We start from the raw sequence: 17,281 nt of genomic DNA on the forward strand, positions 1-17,281 counted from the left end.
TCTCCGGTTGAGAACTTTTCAACTGTTAGAGGCGTCCTTACCCATTGAGGATTCTTCCAAGGTTCGGCTCAAGAAAACTGCGCAGACTGAGGATTGTTACTCAGGTAAATCAGCGTCCCACCCACCCTGCGATTGAGATTGGCCCTCACTTCTTTCGTACCTGGCGTGGTCGCGACCAGATCCACCGAACAGGTCCCATCCGGCCCGGTGACACAGGTTGTCTCTAGCAACGTCGCGCCCGTCGTTCCGAAATACACGGTAGCGCCCGCAAAGGGGTTATCGGCGGAATCTAGGATCAAGGCCGTGACGGTATGCGCGGTCAAGCCATCGGCCGGCTGGCTCCCCTCGCTGACACTGAAGGTCGAACGGCTTTCATCCCCGGCGATACCAATAAACCTCGCCGTCTGCGGTTGTCCTATGCCAGCGCCATTGCCAAAGGTCGCCGTAATGGAATAGGTGCCCGCGAGTTGCGACGTGATACGGGCACTGGTGGTGGCGCTACCCGGCACAAACTCGCAGCGGTCTGGCGCGGTAGGGTCAATGGTGACGCCGGCGACCGCCGGGAACAGGACATAGGAAGATGCTGTAGTCGCGGTGTAAGGGTTGCCGTAGGTATCACGCAACGTCACGGTTGCCAGGTGCGCGTCCACCCCATCGGCCCTCTTGTCACCCTCGATAGGTTCCAGGGTGGAAGCGGCTGGATCGTACGCCCCGTGAAGGAATGTCGCGTCGACCTGCGCTTCTGAAAGTTCCCCCGCGAGCCTGGCAGTGATGGTGTGCGTCTTCGCCACGGTACTGCCCAGCATCACAGGGCATCGGCCGGTATCGCCCGCGGTCACACAATAGCTCGCGCTAAAAACAACGTCATCGACCGGGTCAAACGTTACCCGGGTGCCCCGCGGAGCCGGGGAGCCATCGCTCAGACGTACCGTCGCCATGATCCAGTTGTTTTTTTCCGTATCGCTGACGAGCCCATGGTCAGTGTCCATCTCCAACACCAGTTGAAACGAACCGAATTCGACGGTCTTCGGAACGCCCTCCACCATGCCATCAGTCCGCGTGGCGCTGACCCTCTTGGTGCCAGGCACGGTCGAGGTGATGTGGGTTTCGACCAGCCCCTGCGCATTGGTATCGCCGTAGGGAGGATTGCGGGAGGCGTCCGGGATAGCGGGAAACACCACCGTAACGCCCTCGACCGGACGGTTATTGGCATCCTTGACGGTGACAGTTGCCGTATGGGCATCCACACCATTGGCAGCTCTTTGACCAGCGCTCACGGTCAAGGTAGCGACCACCGGAAGCGTTGGGGACTCTTCCTCCACCTCCCCCCAGGTATCGTTTTCGTCCTCGGCGATCCCGTACCACCCCAGGTACCGCTGGCGGCGCTTGTAGCCCATGGCGGTGAGGGTCAGGGTCGGGCGCCCGAGCGGATCGTAGAATTGCTGGTCGCAATGCCCGAAGACGCGAAAGGACTCGTCCTTGATATAGCGGTAGCCATCGGCGAAGTAAGGTCGGTAGACCCGTACCGCCAGGCCCTTGTTGTTGTATTCGACCCGTTCGCTGACCCGCCAGCGCTCGGCGGCCGGGGCGCTGACGGGCTGGTCGCCGTCCAGCACCAGAGTGCCGTCGGCCGCGATCTGGTAGGCGTCCCCCGGTTCGACTTTCTGCTTGGTCTGCAAGGCGCGGCCGAAGCCGTCCCAGCACTGGACGGCGATACGGATTTTTCGCCCGGGATTGTCCGCAGGTGCCGGGTAACGGTCGGCTTGCAGGACCGCCGCATGGACCGGCTCACGCTGCCGCATCCAACTGAACGCATCACGAAAGCTGGCACTGGCCGCCCCCTGCAACGCCGCGTCCGGATCGGCGATGGCTTCGGCGGGTAGGCGGGCCACAGGCTGGTACTCGTCTATCGGATCGAAACCGAGCGCAACGCCCGCCTCGGTGCCATGGAAACTGCTGGCCGACAGCTCGCCAAAACCGTCATAGCAGGCCTCCTGGATATTCTGGTTCGGATCGACGATGCGACGGGGCAACAGGAACCGGTAATCGGCGGCGTCCACGCGGGTGACACACTCATCGGCCGTGGTGACACTGATCGGCAGGCAGTAATAGGCATCGAACTCGATGTCCGTCGGCCCCTGGCTTTCGGTGGGCCGGGCACTGATCAGCCGATAGAAGCCGTCCAATTCAGCGTAGGTCATAAAGCCCTTGCGGGTCGACCACAACACCCTGTCCGGTTCCGTCGGCAACATGGCCTCAATGGGCCGATAACCGAGCCCGGGCAGTTTGTCCTCCAGCTCCGCGGGACTGAGCACAGACGCATACGCCTGCAGCGCCGCCTCATCCAGCTCGGCGGACTCCAGGAAGTCGACCAGCGCCTCGAAACTGGCCTGCCCCGCCGGCAGGGTCTGGCCGGCCTGTTGATAACGCTGCACGGAAAACTGCGTCAGCACCCGCTGGTAGTCACCCGCTGGCGGCGCATTGAGACGGTCGAGCATCGACTCATGGGAAATATCCTCCGGCCCCAGCACCGCCTTCGGCAGCACCAGCGCGTTGCCACGGGACAGGTAGGGCAAGCCCAGACGACAGCCTTCCGGATCATCCAGGTGAATAAATTGGGCGCGGCTTTCGTTCAGGTAGTAAAAGCGCTGGGCGTCGTCGTGGGCGGCGCGCCACCAGGTTTGCTCATGGACTTCGCTGAACGGTGGATCGTCGCTGACGCTCTTGCGCCGGGCATAGTCGACCGTCACCTCATGGATCAGCCCGCCATAAGGATCCCAGGCCAGGCTGATATGGTGCTGACACAGAGGGTCGTCAGGTTGACGCTCGTAGGTATAAGCAATCGACTCCAGTTCCAGCGGCTGCATTCTGCAGTACGGCTGGAATTCGTTGCGCCGTTGCAACAGACGCACGGCATAACGCGATTGCTGCACCGAGTAGGGCCGGTCCTGCAACAGGTCGTCGGCGTCGAGACCGAATACCTCGACCCGCAGCGGCATGCCGGCCAGGGCGTAGGCCATGTCGTGCCAGGTCAGATCATCGGCGTCGCTGATGATGTCGTCGGTCGAATCGACTTTCGGCGCCAGCAACAAGGCCGTACCCAGGGGCCGAGCCGCGCTGTCCGAGCGGTCATAGTCCAGGCCCGGCAGGTCGGGCAGGCGCCCGGTATGGAACCAGCTCTTGCGCAGCACCGGCGCGGTAAAACCGGCCAGTTGCTGTTCGTCGCCGGTGACGTCGCTGTCGGTTTGCAGCACCAGGCCAAAGCCGCGGAACTCGCGCTCCTGGCCATCGTAGAAGCCCTGGCAGTATTCAAAGCGCTGGGTCAGCCGATTGCCGGTGATTTCATCGAGCTGGATCTGCTCGACGGCCACCGGCATCGGAAACGGCACATAGCTGACAGGCTCCAGATTCGCCGCCAGCAACGCCTGTTTTTCATCCAGCCATTCCTGGGCCGAACTGCGGTAGATCACCTCCCCCACCGCGCCCATATTGTTGTTGGTGCTGTGCAGCAGATACGGCTTGGCCTGGACAAAATCGACACGCCAATGCTGGGGTTTCATATGGGGGATGGTGATTACCAGGCTGGAACAACCGAGCCCTTGCAGGTCGGCGGTGCTGACCTGGCACAGCCGGTCATAACGCACGCCCGGCGGCCAGGGCTGGATCAGTGGCGTGCCCTCAAACCCCATGCCGGTGCGGTTCATGAAGATCTCGGCATGGTCGCTGGTGAGGTAGATCAGGTCCGCCGCGCCGGAGCCGTCAAGATCGGCCAGCAACACCCGCGAAGCGTCGAAGGACTCGTAGGTATAGGGCAAGGTGCCCAGGCGAAAGCCCGGGTCGAAACGACCGTGGCCGCGGTTGGGCCAGCAGACGATTTCGTTATGGCGAATGCGCACCAGATGCTGCTGGCCGCTGCCCAATACATCGCTGAACGCCACCAGTTCAGTCGGCGCCGGACTCAGCACGGGGAGACGATCATCGGGCGCGGTTTCGATGAAGTGCGCCACATCCTTGCCCGAGGCAAAACCTTCGCGCCGGCGGTTGGCATACAGCCGCACGCTGCGCGGACCGATCAAGGCCAGGTCGGACAGGCCGGCGCCCATCAGGTCGGCCAGTTGGCTCTGCGGGTGGAAGAACTCCACGGGAAAGGCGTCAAAGGTGACGAACCTGGACCAACTGCGATCCGGGTTGAGGGTGAAAAAACCACTGACGCCGGGTTGCGCCATCACCCAGTCCAGGCGGCCGTCGCCGGTGAGGTCCATCAGCGACTGGCGCACCGGTTTGCGGCTGTCCATCACCGGGATGGCGTCCAGTCGCCGCCACGAATCGTAGACCACCTCATCGGCCGTTTCCGCCGGCTGCGCCCGTAGCGGCTCACGGTAGTACCAGGCCTTGTCGCTGCGATAGAGCACACCCGGCAGGCCCTCTCCATACAGGTCGACCAGTTGATACTGCTGACCGTCGTTCAGGCCGGGCATGGCATCGAATTCTTGATACTCACTGTCCTCGGGTTCAAACGCCGAGTAGCTGAACTCAACGGGCGGGCGCGACTGGATTTGCCCCTGCTCGTCATAACCTTGCTGGTGCGCGGCGGACAGCAGGTTGTAGCCCAGTTCAGTGGTCCGATATTCAAGCAGCAAGCGCTGCACCAGCAGCGGTTCGCTGCCCAGTTCAGGGAACTGGTGGAACATCAGCACCTGTCGGCACAGGCGCAGGTTACCCAGCAGGAAGCCATAGCCGTAGGTTGCGAAAGGATCGCTGCGCACCGGCCACACGCCCGTCGGCTCGTAGGCGGGAATGTCCTCCACCCCGGTGTCGCGCTCGCCGTAGTCAAAAATCAGATCGAAGTGCCACTGCACCTGCTCCAACTGTCCCGGCACCCAGTGGTAGAGGTGCGCGTTCGCCTCGGCATTGCCATAACGCACCCGGCTCAGATAACACTGGGCGCGAAAGTCGCGCGGCGTATCGTCAGGCATCCCGGCATGGTCTTCGCCAGCGTACTCATAGAGGATATGTTCACCAAGGGCATTGAGGCTTTCTTCCAGCAGCCATTCGCCGACGCGCAGGTGATCTTCCAGGTCGGTACTGCGTGACGAGCTGTTGTAGCCGTACAGGTGCAGGCTGCCGTCGGCCCCGTGAATCAACCAGAACCCCGGGTAGTCGTCCGCCGAACGCCAATGTTCGATCCGTTCGAACGCCCCTTCGATACGGGGGAAGTAACGCGCCACCTGATAGTCGATGCCCAGCTCCAGGCCTCGATAGCTATTCACGGGCCTGCGAATGATCTTCCCGTCGGCATCACGCTCGGCCATCCACACGGTGCCGTCGGGGCCGAGCATGACATCGTCATCGGTGTAATCCGGAACGCCCTTGCTGGTACGCCGTGCCACGCAACCCAACGACAATACCCAGCCGATGCCGAACAGGCTGTTACCGACGCTGCTGCCATAACCGAGGGTCAGGGCCGGGGCGAAACCGCGTCCGGGCGAGATCGGCAACGGCAGGTCAAAGGAGGCCTTGCCGGTGGAGCCTACCTCGCCCCAACCCTTGCCGATGCTTTGAATCGCGCCGCCGCCCTTGGGCAGCGACGGCGGCGTGATGCTGAAGTTCTCTTGTGGGTCCATCGCCGGGCTCCAGGCAGATCTGCTGGGAGCTAATGTGGGCGCAATCCGGGGGCCTCATCTACTGTCAGAAATGACAGTTTTTTAGTGATTAACGAAATAAGAAAGCATCAAACAGGGCATATGCCGGCCGGCCCCAGGCGATAACGTGACCCCATGACTCACTATTAACGACCAAGATCGAGCATAAAACGACCCATCCATTACAACGTAGTCCTCCGATTCCTGCCCGCAACCCCTTGAATTTATGGAAGTACACCTGCTGTAACACTCTTTCAGCCGACTCGCCTAGCAATGATGGCACTTTGACACCCGTCATTTCTGACAGGTTACATTGGATCACATTTGACGTTGAATACTCCCAACACCGAAACAGGGCGGCAGGGTATCGAGCATGAAAGGGACGAACACGGTCATCGAGATAAAAACTCGACAAGCGTTCAGGGCAGAGCTGGGCAGCCTGGAGGTGCCATTGATCCGGCCCCGACCCGCCGTGGTGCTGGTCTATAAACGTCACTGTCCGCCGTGCGAGAAGCTCAAGCCCTTGCTCGAAGCCCTGGCATCAGGGCCTTACCGGGATCGGGTGGCGTTCTATCAGATCAGTTATCCGATCTTCAAACTGTTCCAGCCGGAGATCAAGATTGAGTTCGTTCCGGCCTTGTTTTTCCTCGATGGCCATGGCGCCCAGACGCACATGTATGGCACGCAAAAGGACGAGGTAAAGAAGGGCCTCGATTCGCTCATTTTTGTCCCGAACGGGGTATTCTCGGAGATCTTCGACTCTCGACAAGCCCACTAAGGAAGTGCCATGCCCGTTGCCCTGATTACCGGATGTTCCAGCGGCATCGGCCGCGCGTTGGCGGATGTGTTCAAGCACGCGGGTTACCAGGTCTGGGCTTCGGCGCGTCGGGCCGATGATGTCGCGGCGCTCGCGGCAGCCGGGTTCACCGCCGTGCAGTTGGACGTCAATGATGGCAATGCCCTGCGGCGACTCGGCGAACGGCTCAACACCGAGTGCGGCGGCCTTGATGTGCTGATCAACAATGCCGGTTACGGCGCCATGGGACCGCTGCTCGATGGCGGGGTTGAAGCGATGCGTCGGCAATTCGAAACCAATGTGTTCTCCATTGTCGGGGTGACCCGGGCGATGCTCCCGGTGTTGCGCCGCGGCCGAGGGCTGGTGGTGAATATCGGCAGCGTGTCCGGGGTGCTGGTGACGCCGTTCGCCGGGGCTTATTGCGCCTCGAAGGCGGCGGTGCATGCCTTGAGCGATGCCTTGCGCATGGAGTTGGCGCCGTTCGGGATCCGGGTGATGGAAGTGCAGCCCGGGGCCATCGATACCCGCTTTGCCAAGAATGCCGGGCATGAGGCTGAACAGTTGATTGGCGAGCAATCGCCCTGGTGGCCGCTGCGCGAGGGTATTCGCGCACGGGCCAATGCCTCGCAGAACAATCCGACCCCGGCGGCCAGCGTGGCCGCCGACTTGCTCAAGGCCGTGCAACAGGCCCGGCCGCCGCGCCTGTTGCGCCTGGGTAATGGCAGCCGGGCATTGCCGTTGATGGCCTGGTTGCTGCCCAAGGGGTTGCTGGAAAAGGTGTTGATGAAGCGCTTTGGTTTGAGCGTACGGCTGTAACAACCGGTCACGCTCACTCAAGCCTGGCAGAGAGCGCTTGTGTGGGAGCGGAGCTTGCCCGCGAAGAACGATAACGCGGTGTACCTGAAAAACCGCGGTGCCTGCATTCGCGGGCAAGCTCCGCTCCCACAGCCAGCCTTGTGCTCAGGCGTGGTCTTTCATGAAGTCGATAAACACCCGCACCTTCAACGGTAGATGCCGGGTGTCCGGATACAGCGCGTAAATTCCCTGTTCGACAAAGCGGAAGTCATTCAACAGGCGACACAGCCGCCCCGCTTCCAGATCTTCGCGCACCAGCCAATCCGGCAAAATCGCCACGCCCTGCCCCGCCAGGGCAAAACCGCGCAGCACCGAGGAATTGTCCGCGACGATCCGTGACTGCTCGGCCGCCGGCCGGAAGAAAAACGGCTCGCCGCTCTGCACATGGGTCAGGCCCAGATCGCCCAGGCGCCGATGCACCAGGCTCTGCACCTGTTGCAAGTCCTCGAAGGTGTGCAACTCGCCGCCGGGTAGCCCGGCAACAAACTCCGGCGAGGCCACGGCAAAGATCTTGAAGGTGCTGAGCTGCGTCGCACGGTGATTGGAATCGGAGACCTGGCCGAGCCGGATCGCCACGTCGAAACGTTCCGAGATCAGGTCGGCGTGGGTCGAGGAGGTCGACAGATGCACCTTCAACTCCGGGTGAATCCGCCGGAACAGCTCCAGCGCCGGAACCACCTTGGCCAGGGCATATTCGACCGTGGTGGTGATCCGCAGCGTGCCGCGCAGTTGCGTATGTTCCGAACGCGCCTCGTCGATCGCCAGCCGGGCCTGTTCCAGCATGCTCAGACAGCGCCCGTAAAAGCGCTCGCCGGCCTCGGTCAGGGCCAGGCGCCGGGTGTTGCGGGTCAACAGGGTCACCCCCAGTTCGGCCTCCAGGCGCTTGAGGGTAAAGCTGACCACGGCCCGGGTCTGCCCCAGGCGTTCGGCGGCGGCGGTCAGCGAACCGGCCTCTACCACGGTCTTGAAGGTCTCGAAACGATCCAGGCTGACCATGGGTCAAGGTCTCCATTGTCAAAATATTTTTGACAAACTAGCAGTCAATGCGCGGTTTCCCAAGCCTTGCCGGCGACCTAACCTGTCGCCTTATCCGATGGAGACCGTCATGAGCTATCGCTCGAAAATCGCCCTGGTGTATCTGCTGGGGTTTTCCCTGGACCTGGTGAACATGTTTGTCGCCAATGTCGCCTACCCGGAAATCGGCCATGAGCTGCGGGCCACGGTGACGCAACTGGCCTGGGTCGGGAACGCCTATATGCTCGGGCTGACGGCGATCATTCCCCTGAGTGTCTGGCTGGCGGCGCTGGTCGGCGAGCGACGCTTGATCGCGGCCTCGCTGGTGCTGTTCGCCGTGGCCTCCTGGTGCGTGGCCCAGGCCGGCTCCATCGAGGCGCTGATCGGTTGGCGGTTGGTGCAGGGCCTGGGCGGCGGTTTGCTGATCCCGGTCGGACAGGCCATGGCCTACCGCAACTACCCGGTGAACGAACGCGCCGGTCTGACCTCGCGGATGATGCTGGTGGCCCTGTTGATCCCGGCCTTGTCCCCGGCGCTGGGCGGGCTGATTGTCGACCATGCGTCGTGGCGCTGGATCTTCTACGCCAATATCCCGCTGGCACTGCTGCCTCTGCTGCTGACCGGGTTGTGGTTCAAGCCGGACGTGCGCCCGGCCCAGCGGCCAGGGTTCAGCCATCGCGGCCTGTGGAGTGCAGCCCAGGTGGCACGTATTCCGCTGTTGCGCCTGGCGATGCTGGTGTACCTGTTCGTCCCCGGGGTGTTTATCGGCACCCAGTTGGTGGCAATTCTCTATCTGCGTGGCCTGGGGGCGAGCGCGGCGCAGACGGGCGCCCTGATGCTGCCCTGGGCACTGGCCTCGGGGGTGGCGATTGTGTTCGGCAAGCGCCATTTCAACCGACTCGGCCCCAAGCCCTTGTTGCTGGCGGGCCTGTTCGCCCAGGCACTGGGCATCCTGTTGTTGGTATTGATCATTGATCCCCACGGACCGCTGCCGATCATCGCCTATGCGCTGATGGGCCTCGGCGGCAGCCTGTGCAGCAGTACCGCGCACAACTGCGCGTTTCTCGATGTCGAGTTACCGCGCATGGGCCACGCCAGCTCGGTGTGGAATATCAATCGGCAACTGAGCTTCTGCCTCGGCGCGGCGCTGCTGATGGGACTGCTGGATCAGTTGGGTAGCACGCCGTTCGGGTTTCACGGCTGTTTTCTGATTGCCGCGGCGTTGACCCTGGTGCCGCTGTTCGCCGTCTTTCGTCTCGATACGCCAGCGGTGCTGGCACTGTTAACCCCCAAACAAGGAGAACCTGCATGAGCGATAAAGCGCTGTACCTCAATGAAGTGATCGAAGCCCATAAAGTCATCGAGCAATGGTTTGCCGGAGCCCTGGAGAACGACGCGTTGGCGCCGCTGCTGGCGCGGTTCTCGGAAGCCTTTTCAATGGTCACGCCGACGGGCAGGCAATTGGACAAGTCGGGATTGGGCGAGCTGTTTGCCGGTGCGGGCGGACGTCGACCGGGTTGCGCCATCACCCTGGGCGAGCTTGAAGTGTTTGCGTTGCACGAAGCCGGCGCCATCGTTCGTTATCGCGAATGGCAGGCCGATGACACGGGCACGCGTACAGACCGGCTATCGACGGCGGTGTTTGAGAAACAGTCGGATGGGCCGGTGCTGTGGCGGCATCTGCATGAGACCTTCACTCAGGCCTGAGAAATCAGTACATGTTTTTTTGGGGCAGTCATAAGGCAGCCTGTGGCACTGTCAGCCTTGGAAGAGTAGGATTAAAATCTACAGACTCAATTTTAATATTATTGAGTCTACAGATTATACTTCAAGGATATGATCATGACAGTCACCTCACCTGCTCCAGGACTGACCAAAGCGCATGGCGTGACAGGTCTGAGAGCCGCCGTGGGCGTACTCGAAAAATGGCAGGCCTCGAGTGACCAGGCCTGTCGTATCTTGCGTATTTCCCGCAGCACCTACACCCGTGCCAAACAGCGTGATCCCGAGTGGTCCGTTGGACTGGATGCCGACCAGATGCAACGAATCAGCTTCGTTTTGAACATCCACGCGGCCTTGCGCGGCATTTTCGATAATCCCGAGAACGCCTATGGTTTTCCGGCGATGGCGAACGATAACGAGTTTTTCAACGGACGTGCCCCGCTGGACATCATGGCGCAGGGCGACATGATCTCGCTGTACGAAACGTTTCGGCGGATTGACGCCCTGCGGGGCGCGCAATGGTGAAAACAGGCGATTTGCCGACGTTGCCCGGTGAGCACTTGCAAGCTTACCGATTGGTCAATTCCAAGTTCCCACCGATTGCCTTGTTCGATGACGTGGCGGACGCGGATGAGTTCGAGGTGCTTTACCAGATTCAGGCCCTCACCAATCCAAGGCTGCAGAATGAGCTGGGTCGGCTGGAACTGATCCCACGTGGCGAGATCCCCTTCGGCATTCCCGGATGCGCCTACGCGACGGCGCCCTTCACTCACGTCAATCCGGCGGGGTCGCGGTTCAGCGATGGCAGTTTTGGCGTGCTGTATCTGGCCGATACGATGGAAACGGCACTGGCCGAGGTGCGGCATCACCAGAACCATTACTGGTCGAAGGTGCAGGGCCTCAACTACGAACGTTTTGTTTTCCGGGGGCTTTCTTGTCAGTTCACTGACGCGGCGATGAAAGATGCCATGTCCATCCCTCTGGCAGACCCCATTTATGATCCGGATGACTACACCCATTCCCACGCATTGGGGAAGGCGGTCAAGAGTGACCGGTGCCCCGGCCTGCGCTACCGATCCGTGCGCCATCCGGGCAACCACTGCTGGGCGCTGATGACCCCACGCCCGGTCTTATCGATCATTCAAACCGCTCATTACGAAATGATCTGGAACGGCAAAATCACCGGTGTCAACCAGATCACCGGCGCCTGATCGTGATGGTGCGAGAAGCGGGTGTTTGTGGAGCCCCTAAGATCGCCAAGAGCTTCGCGGGCAAGTCGGGACGCCGAACCGCCTGCTCCTACAGGGTTGTGTCGTACACAAGATTGGTGAGCGGCAGCTTACTGTAGGAGCCGGGCTTGCCCGCGAAGAGGCCGGCGAGCCTTGCGTCGGTTGTGCGGACGCCATCGCCAGCAAGCCGGCTCCTACAAAATGTGTGTTTCAGGCCTGACTGATCGCGGTCAGTTCGTGACGGCGCCAGCCTGCTCATCCAACACCAAATCCACCCACCGCTGAGCCAACTCGATCAAGTGCACCACCCCCATCGCCACCTGTCGGTTGGAACCGCTCTGGTTGTCGGCGTGCTCATAGGCCGTGGCCGCTGCCGATTGCAGGACGGCATAGGCGTTGACGAGCGCATCTTCGCGGCTTTTGGATGGCGGCATTGGGTAAGCGCAGGAGGATTTCGGACGCTGATGCGGCCCCAGGTCATAGTGTGCGAAAGCACGATCGGCAGCTTGGGGGTCGATGATTTCGGCGCTGGTTGATAGCGGAGGATTGGGCGTGATCTTGAACATAGTACAAGTACTCCAAGTGCATGTTTGGGAGCCGCCACCATCGCTGCTAAACGAGGGGGTGGCAGCCGTACGCAGGTTAGCAGACCGGTGCACTAGGAACCCGGCGCGCCGTGAGGCGCCCTGCGCACGACCACCATAAAAGCAGGGCCGAAAAAAAGCGCCTTGCTGAAGGTGGCGCTGTGCGCCTAGTTACACGACGAGCTGCTAAACCCGGTCACTGAATTGGCAGTGACGAAATCAAGCCTAGTCGCGCAATCAGGCACAAACAAGCGCCCAGGATTTTCTAGGAAATTTCACTCAAGGGAAAGCGAGTTGTCTTGCTGTTCGAGGTTAACCCCAAAGCTTTTAGCGCTCTGGAGGACCTCTTCGCGGGCAAGCACCGCTCCCACAGTTTTAAGTCGTACCTGAATACTGCATACGACTGAGAACCTGTGGGAGCGGTGCTTGCCCGCGAAGCTTTTAGAGATCTTCAGGCTCCCGCCGGCTTGACGATCACCGTGCAGGTAATCCCCGCCGCCAACAGCACCCCGTCCGGCACCTGGTCGATATGAATCCGCACCGGCACCCGCTGGGCCAGGCGCACCCAGTTGAACGTCGGGTTCACATCCGCGATCAGCTCGCGGCTCTCAGGGTTGTCACGGTCATAGATCCCCCGCGAGATACTCTCCACATGCCCCTTGAGTACCTGGCCGCTCATCAGTTGCATATCCGCCGGATCACCCACCTGGAGATGCGGCAACTTGGTCTCTTCGAAGAAGCCATACACCCAGAACGAGTTCATATCGACCACCGCCATCTTCGCCTCGCCGATCCGCGCATAGTCGCCACGGTGCACATTGAGGTTGGTGACGTAACCGTCCACCGCCGCCCGCACTTCGGTGCGCGCCAGGTTCAACTGCGCCGCCTCCAGCTGCGCCTGGGCCTGCTGATAGTCGGCCAGGGCCGCGTCGGCGGTGTTGCTGGCGTCGTCGCGGCTTTCCTTGGAGATCACCAGGTTGTCCAGGTCGGCGCGGCGATGAGCGTTGAGCTTGCGCATCTCCCAGGTGGCCTTGCGCGAGTCCACCAGCGACTGCGCCTGCTTGACCGCAATCCGGTAGTGCTCGGGGTCGATGCGCATCAGCAAGTCGCCCTTTTTCACCACCTGGTTATCCCGCACCGGCACCTCCACCACTTCACCGGTGACGTCCGCCGCGACGTTGATGATATCCGCGCGTACCCGGCCATCGCGGGTCCAGGGGGTTTCCATGTACTGGACCCACAGGACCCGGCCGATCCAGATCGCCAGGGCCAGGACCAGCAAGGTGGCGATCAGGCTGAAAAGCTTTTTCATCAGGTCGTTCTCAACGGTAGACAGTGAGCGCCAAGGCGCCGAACAAGCAGCAGAACAGGCTCAGGCGCAACAGCGCCGGATGCCAGAAAAAACGGTACAGGTCATGGCTGGCGATAAAACGGTCCAGCGCCCAACCAAGCCCGGCCGCGATCAGGAACATCAGGGTCATGGTCGGCATATAGACGCCGTGGAAAGCGATTTCACGGGGCATGAGAGAGTCTCAGGTCGGCCAACGGGGATTGCGGGTCCAGCAACGAGGTGCGGATAAAGTGCAGGTAGCTCTGCACCCGGCGCAGCGCCGAGGTGTCGAAGTGCCGGGCAAAGGGTTCGTCGGTGGACTGGACCCGGCTGATAGCGTGGTCCACCGCCACCAGGGCGCGCTCCAGGTTGCTCGCGTTGGGCTGGATAAACAGGCGCATCAGCGCCCGCCCCATGACCCGGATCGACTGGCGCCACGGCTGCGATTCGGCATAGGCCGGGTGCACCGGCAGGATCGCCTGTTCCTTGCGCAGCTCGATAATGGCGTGGCCGACTTCCAGCACCACGAACATCCAGCGCAACAGTTGGCTCTGCACTTTCGGCTGCCGGACGGCCAGGCCATAGGCCTGGTGCAGCAGGTCGCGGGTGCCGCTTTCAAAGGTCGACCCGAGGCCCTTGAGCTTGCCGCTGATGGCGAACACCACCTGTTCGCGCAGGTCCTGCTCCAGCCGCCGCCATAGCCAGCGGCTGTTGGGCGGCAGGATGATCGCCCCCGCCGCCGCGCACACCAGCATGCCAATGACCATGCCGATGTAGTCGTTGATAAAGGCATAGGGGTTGTAGATCGTCAGGTTGTCCGGCACCGAACCGATGCTGAAAAAGATCAGCAGGCCCAGGCCGACACCCGCGTACGCCGGGCGCGAGGCCAGGAAGGCGCCGAGCACGATCACCGGCGCAAGCGTCAGGCACAGCAGCGCGAAGCCGTCGATGTAGGGGAAGACGAAGAACATCTCGACAAAACCGATCAACGCCCCGAGCAAGGTGCCACAGGCCATCTGGAACGCCATGCGCTTGGGGTTCGGCGTGGCCGCCGCCAGGCCGACCGTGGCCGCGGCGACCAGGGTCATGGTCGCCCCGCTCGGCCAGGCGGTTGCCACCCAGTAGCTGCCGAGCACGATCAGCACGAAGGCAGCGCGAATCCCCGAGGCCGAGGCCGCCAGCCAGTTGGTTTTCGGTACATAAGGCTCGTCCCACTGTTCGCGTTCGTGGTGGTGATCGGCCAGGGAGGCATGGGTCAGGGCGTAGCTGTGCAGTTCCTCGACGAAGCGATAAAGCAGTTCATACGCGGTGTGGAAATCCAGCAGGTCGGCTTCGCTCGGTTCGCTTTGCAGGAAACTCGCCCGCAGGCTGCGTACCTGCTCCGGCAACCCCAGTTTGTAATCGGCCAGGCGGCTCGCCAGGCGCTGGGCATCGGCGTCGGTCAGGGCGCGTCCGGCAAAATCGTCGAGCAGTTCGCCCAGTCCCGGAAAACCCGGTTCGATGGCCGCCAGCACCTGCGTCCGATCCCGGCTGCGCAGGCGTTCGAGCAACTGGTGCAGGGCGTTGAAACGGGTGGTCAGGGTCATGAATTCGCTGTTCAGGCGATTGAGCCGGCCATTGCGTCGACGCATGTGCGGGTCTTCGAACACCGTGACACTGCGCAGGCCCTCAAGCCCCACCGCCTGGGCGATAAAACCGATATTGGCGCTTTCAAACGCCGCGCTGGCATGGGGACCGCGCAAGCCGGCGCTGACAAATCCGGCAAACACGCCGAAGCGTTGATAGAGCGCATTGCGCATGGCCGCACTGGAGGTCTGCGGCAGGATCGCGGCGCTGACGAAGGTCGAGCAGACAATCCCCAGGGAGATTTCCAGTACCCGCCATACCGCCGCCATAAAGGCCCCTTCCGGATGGGCCAGGGCCGGCAGGCCGACCATCGCGGCGGTGTAGCCAGCCAGGACAAAACCGTAGGCGCGGAAGTTGCGGTTGCGTTGCGCGCCGGCCGAGCAAAGCCCGACCCAGATCGCCAGCGCGCCGATAAACAGTTCGGTGTACTGGGCGAACAGGGCGATCAGCGCGACCATCACCGCCGACCCGGCCAGGGTGCCGAGGAAGCGGTAGAAACTCTTGGCAAACACATGGCCGCTCTGCGGCTGCATCACGATAAACACGGTGATCATCGCGGTGCGCGGCTGCGGCAGTTCCAGGCGCATCGCCAGCCACAGAGTGAGGAAGGCGGCGGCCAGGACCTTGAAGATATAGATCCAGGTCACGCCGTCGCTACGGGCCCAGTCAAAGAAGCCGCGACGCCATTCCAGGGAGTACAGCCAGCGCACCGGGGCGGGCAAGGGAGTCATGACGCGGTTCTCAATGATCGAAGGCGGCCAGCACGGCCGGAGGTTTGTTCGCCACGGTGCGGTTCTCGGCCGGTACGTCGTTGCCCGCGCCCAATCCGCCACCCAGTTCGGTGACCAGTTCGGCATGGGCACTCAGGCGCGCCGCCTGGACCTGCTGTTCGACCTGCTGCTGGTGGAACAGCAGGGTCTGGGCGTTGAGCACATTGAGGTAGTCGGTCAGGCCGCGTTGGTAGGCGACCATGGCGATGTCGTAGGTTTTCTGCGCCGAGGCCACGGACTGGGCGGCGAACACCTGCTGCTTGTCCAGGGACTCGCGGCGGATCAACTGGTCGGAAATGCCCTTGAGGGCGTTGACCAGGGTCTGGTTGTATTTCGCCACGGCGAGGTCATAACCCGCCGCCGCTTCGCCCAGTTCGGCGCGCAGGCGGCCGCCGTCGAAGATCGGCAGGGACACCGCCGGGCCGACGCCATAGTTGAATTTCTTGCCGGTGAGAAACGCCAGCGGGCCGCCGCCGGTGGCCATGTAGCCGAGGTTGCCGACCAGGTCGATGTTGGGATAGAAGCCGGCGTGGGCGACATCGATGCCACGGGCCTGGGCCGCCACTTGCCAGCGACTGGCGACCACGTCCGGGCGCTGGCCGAGCAATTGCGCGGGCAGTGCCGAGGGCAGTTTCAACGCGGTGTGCAGGGACAGCGACGGGCGTTGCAGCTGCGCACCCTCCCCTGGACCGACGCCAGCCAGGGCGGCCAGCTGGTTGCGGCTCAGGGCGATCTCTTCGTCCAGCGCATCGAGCTGGCGATGGGTTTCCGGCAGCGGTGTCTCGGCCTGGCTGACTTCGAAATGGGTGCCGATGCCGCCGTTCAGGCGTTTTTGCGCCAGGTCGAGAATCTGCATCTGCTGCTTGAGGGTGGCTTCGACGATATCGCGCTCGGCGTAGTGCAATGACAGCTGGATATAGGCGTGGACGATGCTGTTCTGCAATTCGAGCCGGGCCTGGCGTGCTTCGGCGACGCTCATATGGGCGAGGTCCACGGCCCGTTCGCTGGCGTTGCTTTCGCGACCCCAAAGGTCCAGGGAATAGCTCAGGCCCAGCCCGGCATTGTTGTCCCAGGTGGTGGTGCTCGCCAACTCGCCGGGGCCGTAGAACTGATCGTTGGCCCAGTTATGCCGTTTGAGCGCGGCGTCGCCCTTGATCTGCAGCGACTCGGCGGACTCGGCCAACCCGGCCATGGCCCGGGCCTGGCGCACGCGGGCGGCGGCCATGGCCAGGCTCGGACTGCCCTGCACGGCGCGGTCGATCCACTGGTCGAGTTGGCGGTCGCCATAGGCTTTCCACCACTGCGCGGCCGGCCAGTGCGCGTCGCGCTCGGCGCCCTGGATCGCCTGGTCGGTCAGCAGGGTATTGGCGGCCAGGGCCTGACCCTGTGGAGCAATACCTCCGGTGCCGATGCAGCCGCTGATAGCCAAGGATAAAGCCCAAACACTGAGAGTCTTCAGCTCTCTGCTGATGCGACGCGGCACTGCTGCAAATTCCTGGGGTGGGGAGAAAAGCGGTTTTCTGTGAGCACGGGATTGGTCACAACGCCGTCCTGTAGGAGCAGGGCTTGCCCGCGAAGGGGCACTTGAGGCCGCCAAAAGCTTCGCGGGCAAGCCCTGCTCCTACAGTTATGGGGGTGTTCTTGAGATTGGAGGGTGCACACAGGTCGGGGCAATTCTAGAGGGCAGCCTGTCAGACGATAAGATGGCCTTTC

13 protein-coding genes and 1 pseudogene are annotated in these 17,281 nt (G+C 62.3%); 6 read left to right on the top strand and 8 right to left on the bottom strand.

Annotated elements, in window-relative coordinates; all coding sequences use genetic code 11:
* Positions 1-68: 68 nt before the first annotated feature.
* Positions 69-1,322, bottom strand: a complete 1,254-nt coding sequence (locus HX830_RS32135; protein WP_255916949.1) for an Ig-like domain-containing protein — start codon at positions 1,320-1,322, stop codon at positions 69-71.
* Positions 1,320-5,624 (bottom strand): annotated as a pseudogene (locus HX830_RS15340) (SpvB/TcaC N-terminal domain-containing protein); the annotation flags it as partial. The pseudogene HX830_RS15340 and the gene HX830_RS32135, both read right to left, overlap by 3 nt.
* A 391-nt stretch (positions 5,625-6,015) precedes the next feature.
* On the opposite strand from HX830_RS15340, the gene HX830_RS15345 reads away from it, so the two are divergent.
* Positions 6,016-6,420: a thioredoxin domain-containing protein gene (locus HX830_RS15345; protein WP_152739998.1), complete on the top strand. Its 405-nt coding sequence runs from the start codon at positions 6,016-6,018 to the stop codon at positions 6,418-6,420.
* Between the two features lie 9 nt (positions 6,421-6,429).
* Complete coding sequence (locus HX830_RS15350) at positions 6,430-7,254, top strand: SDR family oxidoreductase (RefSeq protein WP_152739999.1); 825 nt, start codon at positions 6,430-6,432, stop codon at positions 7,252-7,254.
* A gap of 144 nt (positions 7,255-7,398) precedes the next feature.
* Here the strand turns inward: HX830_RS15350 and HX830_RS15355 are convergent, their stop codons facing one another.
* Positions 7,399-8,289, bottom strand: a complete 891-nt coding sequence (locus HX830_RS15355; RefSeq protein ID WP_152740000.1) for a LysR family transcriptional regulator — start codon at positions 8,287-8,289, stop codon at positions 7,399-7,401.
* 109 nt (positions 8,290-8,398) lie between these two features.
* Between HX830_RS15355 and HX830_RS15360 the strand changes: the two genes are divergently transcribed.
* The 4 genes from HX830_RS15360 to HX830_RS15375 all read left to right on the top strand — a co-directional run bounded on the left by HX830_RS15360 (position 8,399) and on the right by HX830_RS15375 (position 11,240).
* The gene (locus HX830_RS15360) at positions 8,399-9,619 is read left to right on the top strand and encodes an MFS transporter (RefSeq protein ID WP_152740001.1); all 1,221 of its coding nucleotides are present in this window, start codon (positions 8,399-8,401) and stop codon (positions 9,617-9,619) included.
* Entirely contained in the window at positions 9,616-10,014 is a 399-nt protein-coding gene (locus tag HX830_RS15365; protein ID WP_152740002.1) for a DUF4440 domain-containing protein, read from the top strand. The genes HX830_RS15360 and HX830_RS15365 overlap by 4 nt, the downstream gene beginning before the upstream one ends.
* Positions 10,015-10,149: 135 nt before the next feature.
* Positions 10,150-10,554, top strand: coding sequence for an antitoxin Xre-like helix-turn-helix domain-containing protein (locus HX830_RS15370; RefSeq protein ID WP_152740003.1), 405 nt, complete (start codon positions 10,150-10,152; stop codon positions 10,552-10,554).
* Positions 10,548-11,240, top strand: coding sequence for an RES family NAD+ phosphorylase (locus tag HX830_RS15375; protein ID WP_152740004.1), 693 nt, complete (start codon positions 10,548-10,550; stop codon positions 11,238-11,240). The genes HX830_RS15370 and HX830_RS15375 overlap by 7 nt, the downstream gene beginning before the upstream one ends.
* Before the next feature lie 248 nt (positions 11,241-11,488).
* Here the strand turns inward: HX830_RS15375 and HX830_RS15380 are convergent, their stop codons facing one another.
* From HX830_RS15380 to HX830_RS15400, 5 genes are all read right to left on the bottom strand, one after another.
* Positions 11,489-11,824 carry a DUF6124 family protein gene (locus HX830_RS15380; protein ID WP_152740005.1) on the bottom strand — a complete coding sequence of 112 codons (336 nt, stop codon included), beginning with the start codon at positions 11,822-11,824 and terminating at the stop codon, positions 11,489-11,491.
* 469 nt (positions 11,825-12,293) lie between these two features.
* Positions 12,294-13,154, bottom strand: a complete 861-nt coding sequence (locus HX830_RS15385; RefSeq protein ID WP_152740006.1) for an efflux RND transporter periplasmic adaptor subunit — start codon at positions 13,152-13,154, stop codon at positions 12,294-12,296.
* A 10-nt stretch (positions 13,155-13,164) separates the two neighbouring features.
* Entirely contained in the window at positions 13,165-13,365 is a 201-nt protein-coding gene (locus HX830_RS15390) for a DUF1656 domain-containing protein (RefSeq protein ID WP_040064387.1), read from the bottom strand.
* Positions 13,355-15,529, bottom strand: coding sequence for an FUSC family protein (locus tag HX830_RS15395; protein WP_152740007.1), 2,175 nt, complete (start codon positions 15,527-15,529; stop codon positions 13,355-13,357). The genes HX830_RS15390 and HX830_RS15395 overlap by 11 nt, the downstream gene beginning before the upstream one ends.
* Before the next feature lie 10 nt (positions 15,530-15,539).
* Complete coding sequence (locus HX830_RS15400; protein ID WP_103498500.1) at positions 15,540-17,051, bottom strand: efflux transporter outer membrane subunit; 1,512 nt, start codon at positions 17,049-17,051, stop codon at positions 15,540-15,542.
* Positions 17,052-17,281: the final 230 nt, after the last annotated feature.

It is taken from the genome of Pseudomonas gingeri (assembly GCF_013385425.1).
GTDB lineage: Bacteria > Pseudomonadota > Gammaproteobacteria > Pseudomonadales > Pseudomonadaceae > Aquipseudomonas > Aquipseudomonas gingeri_D.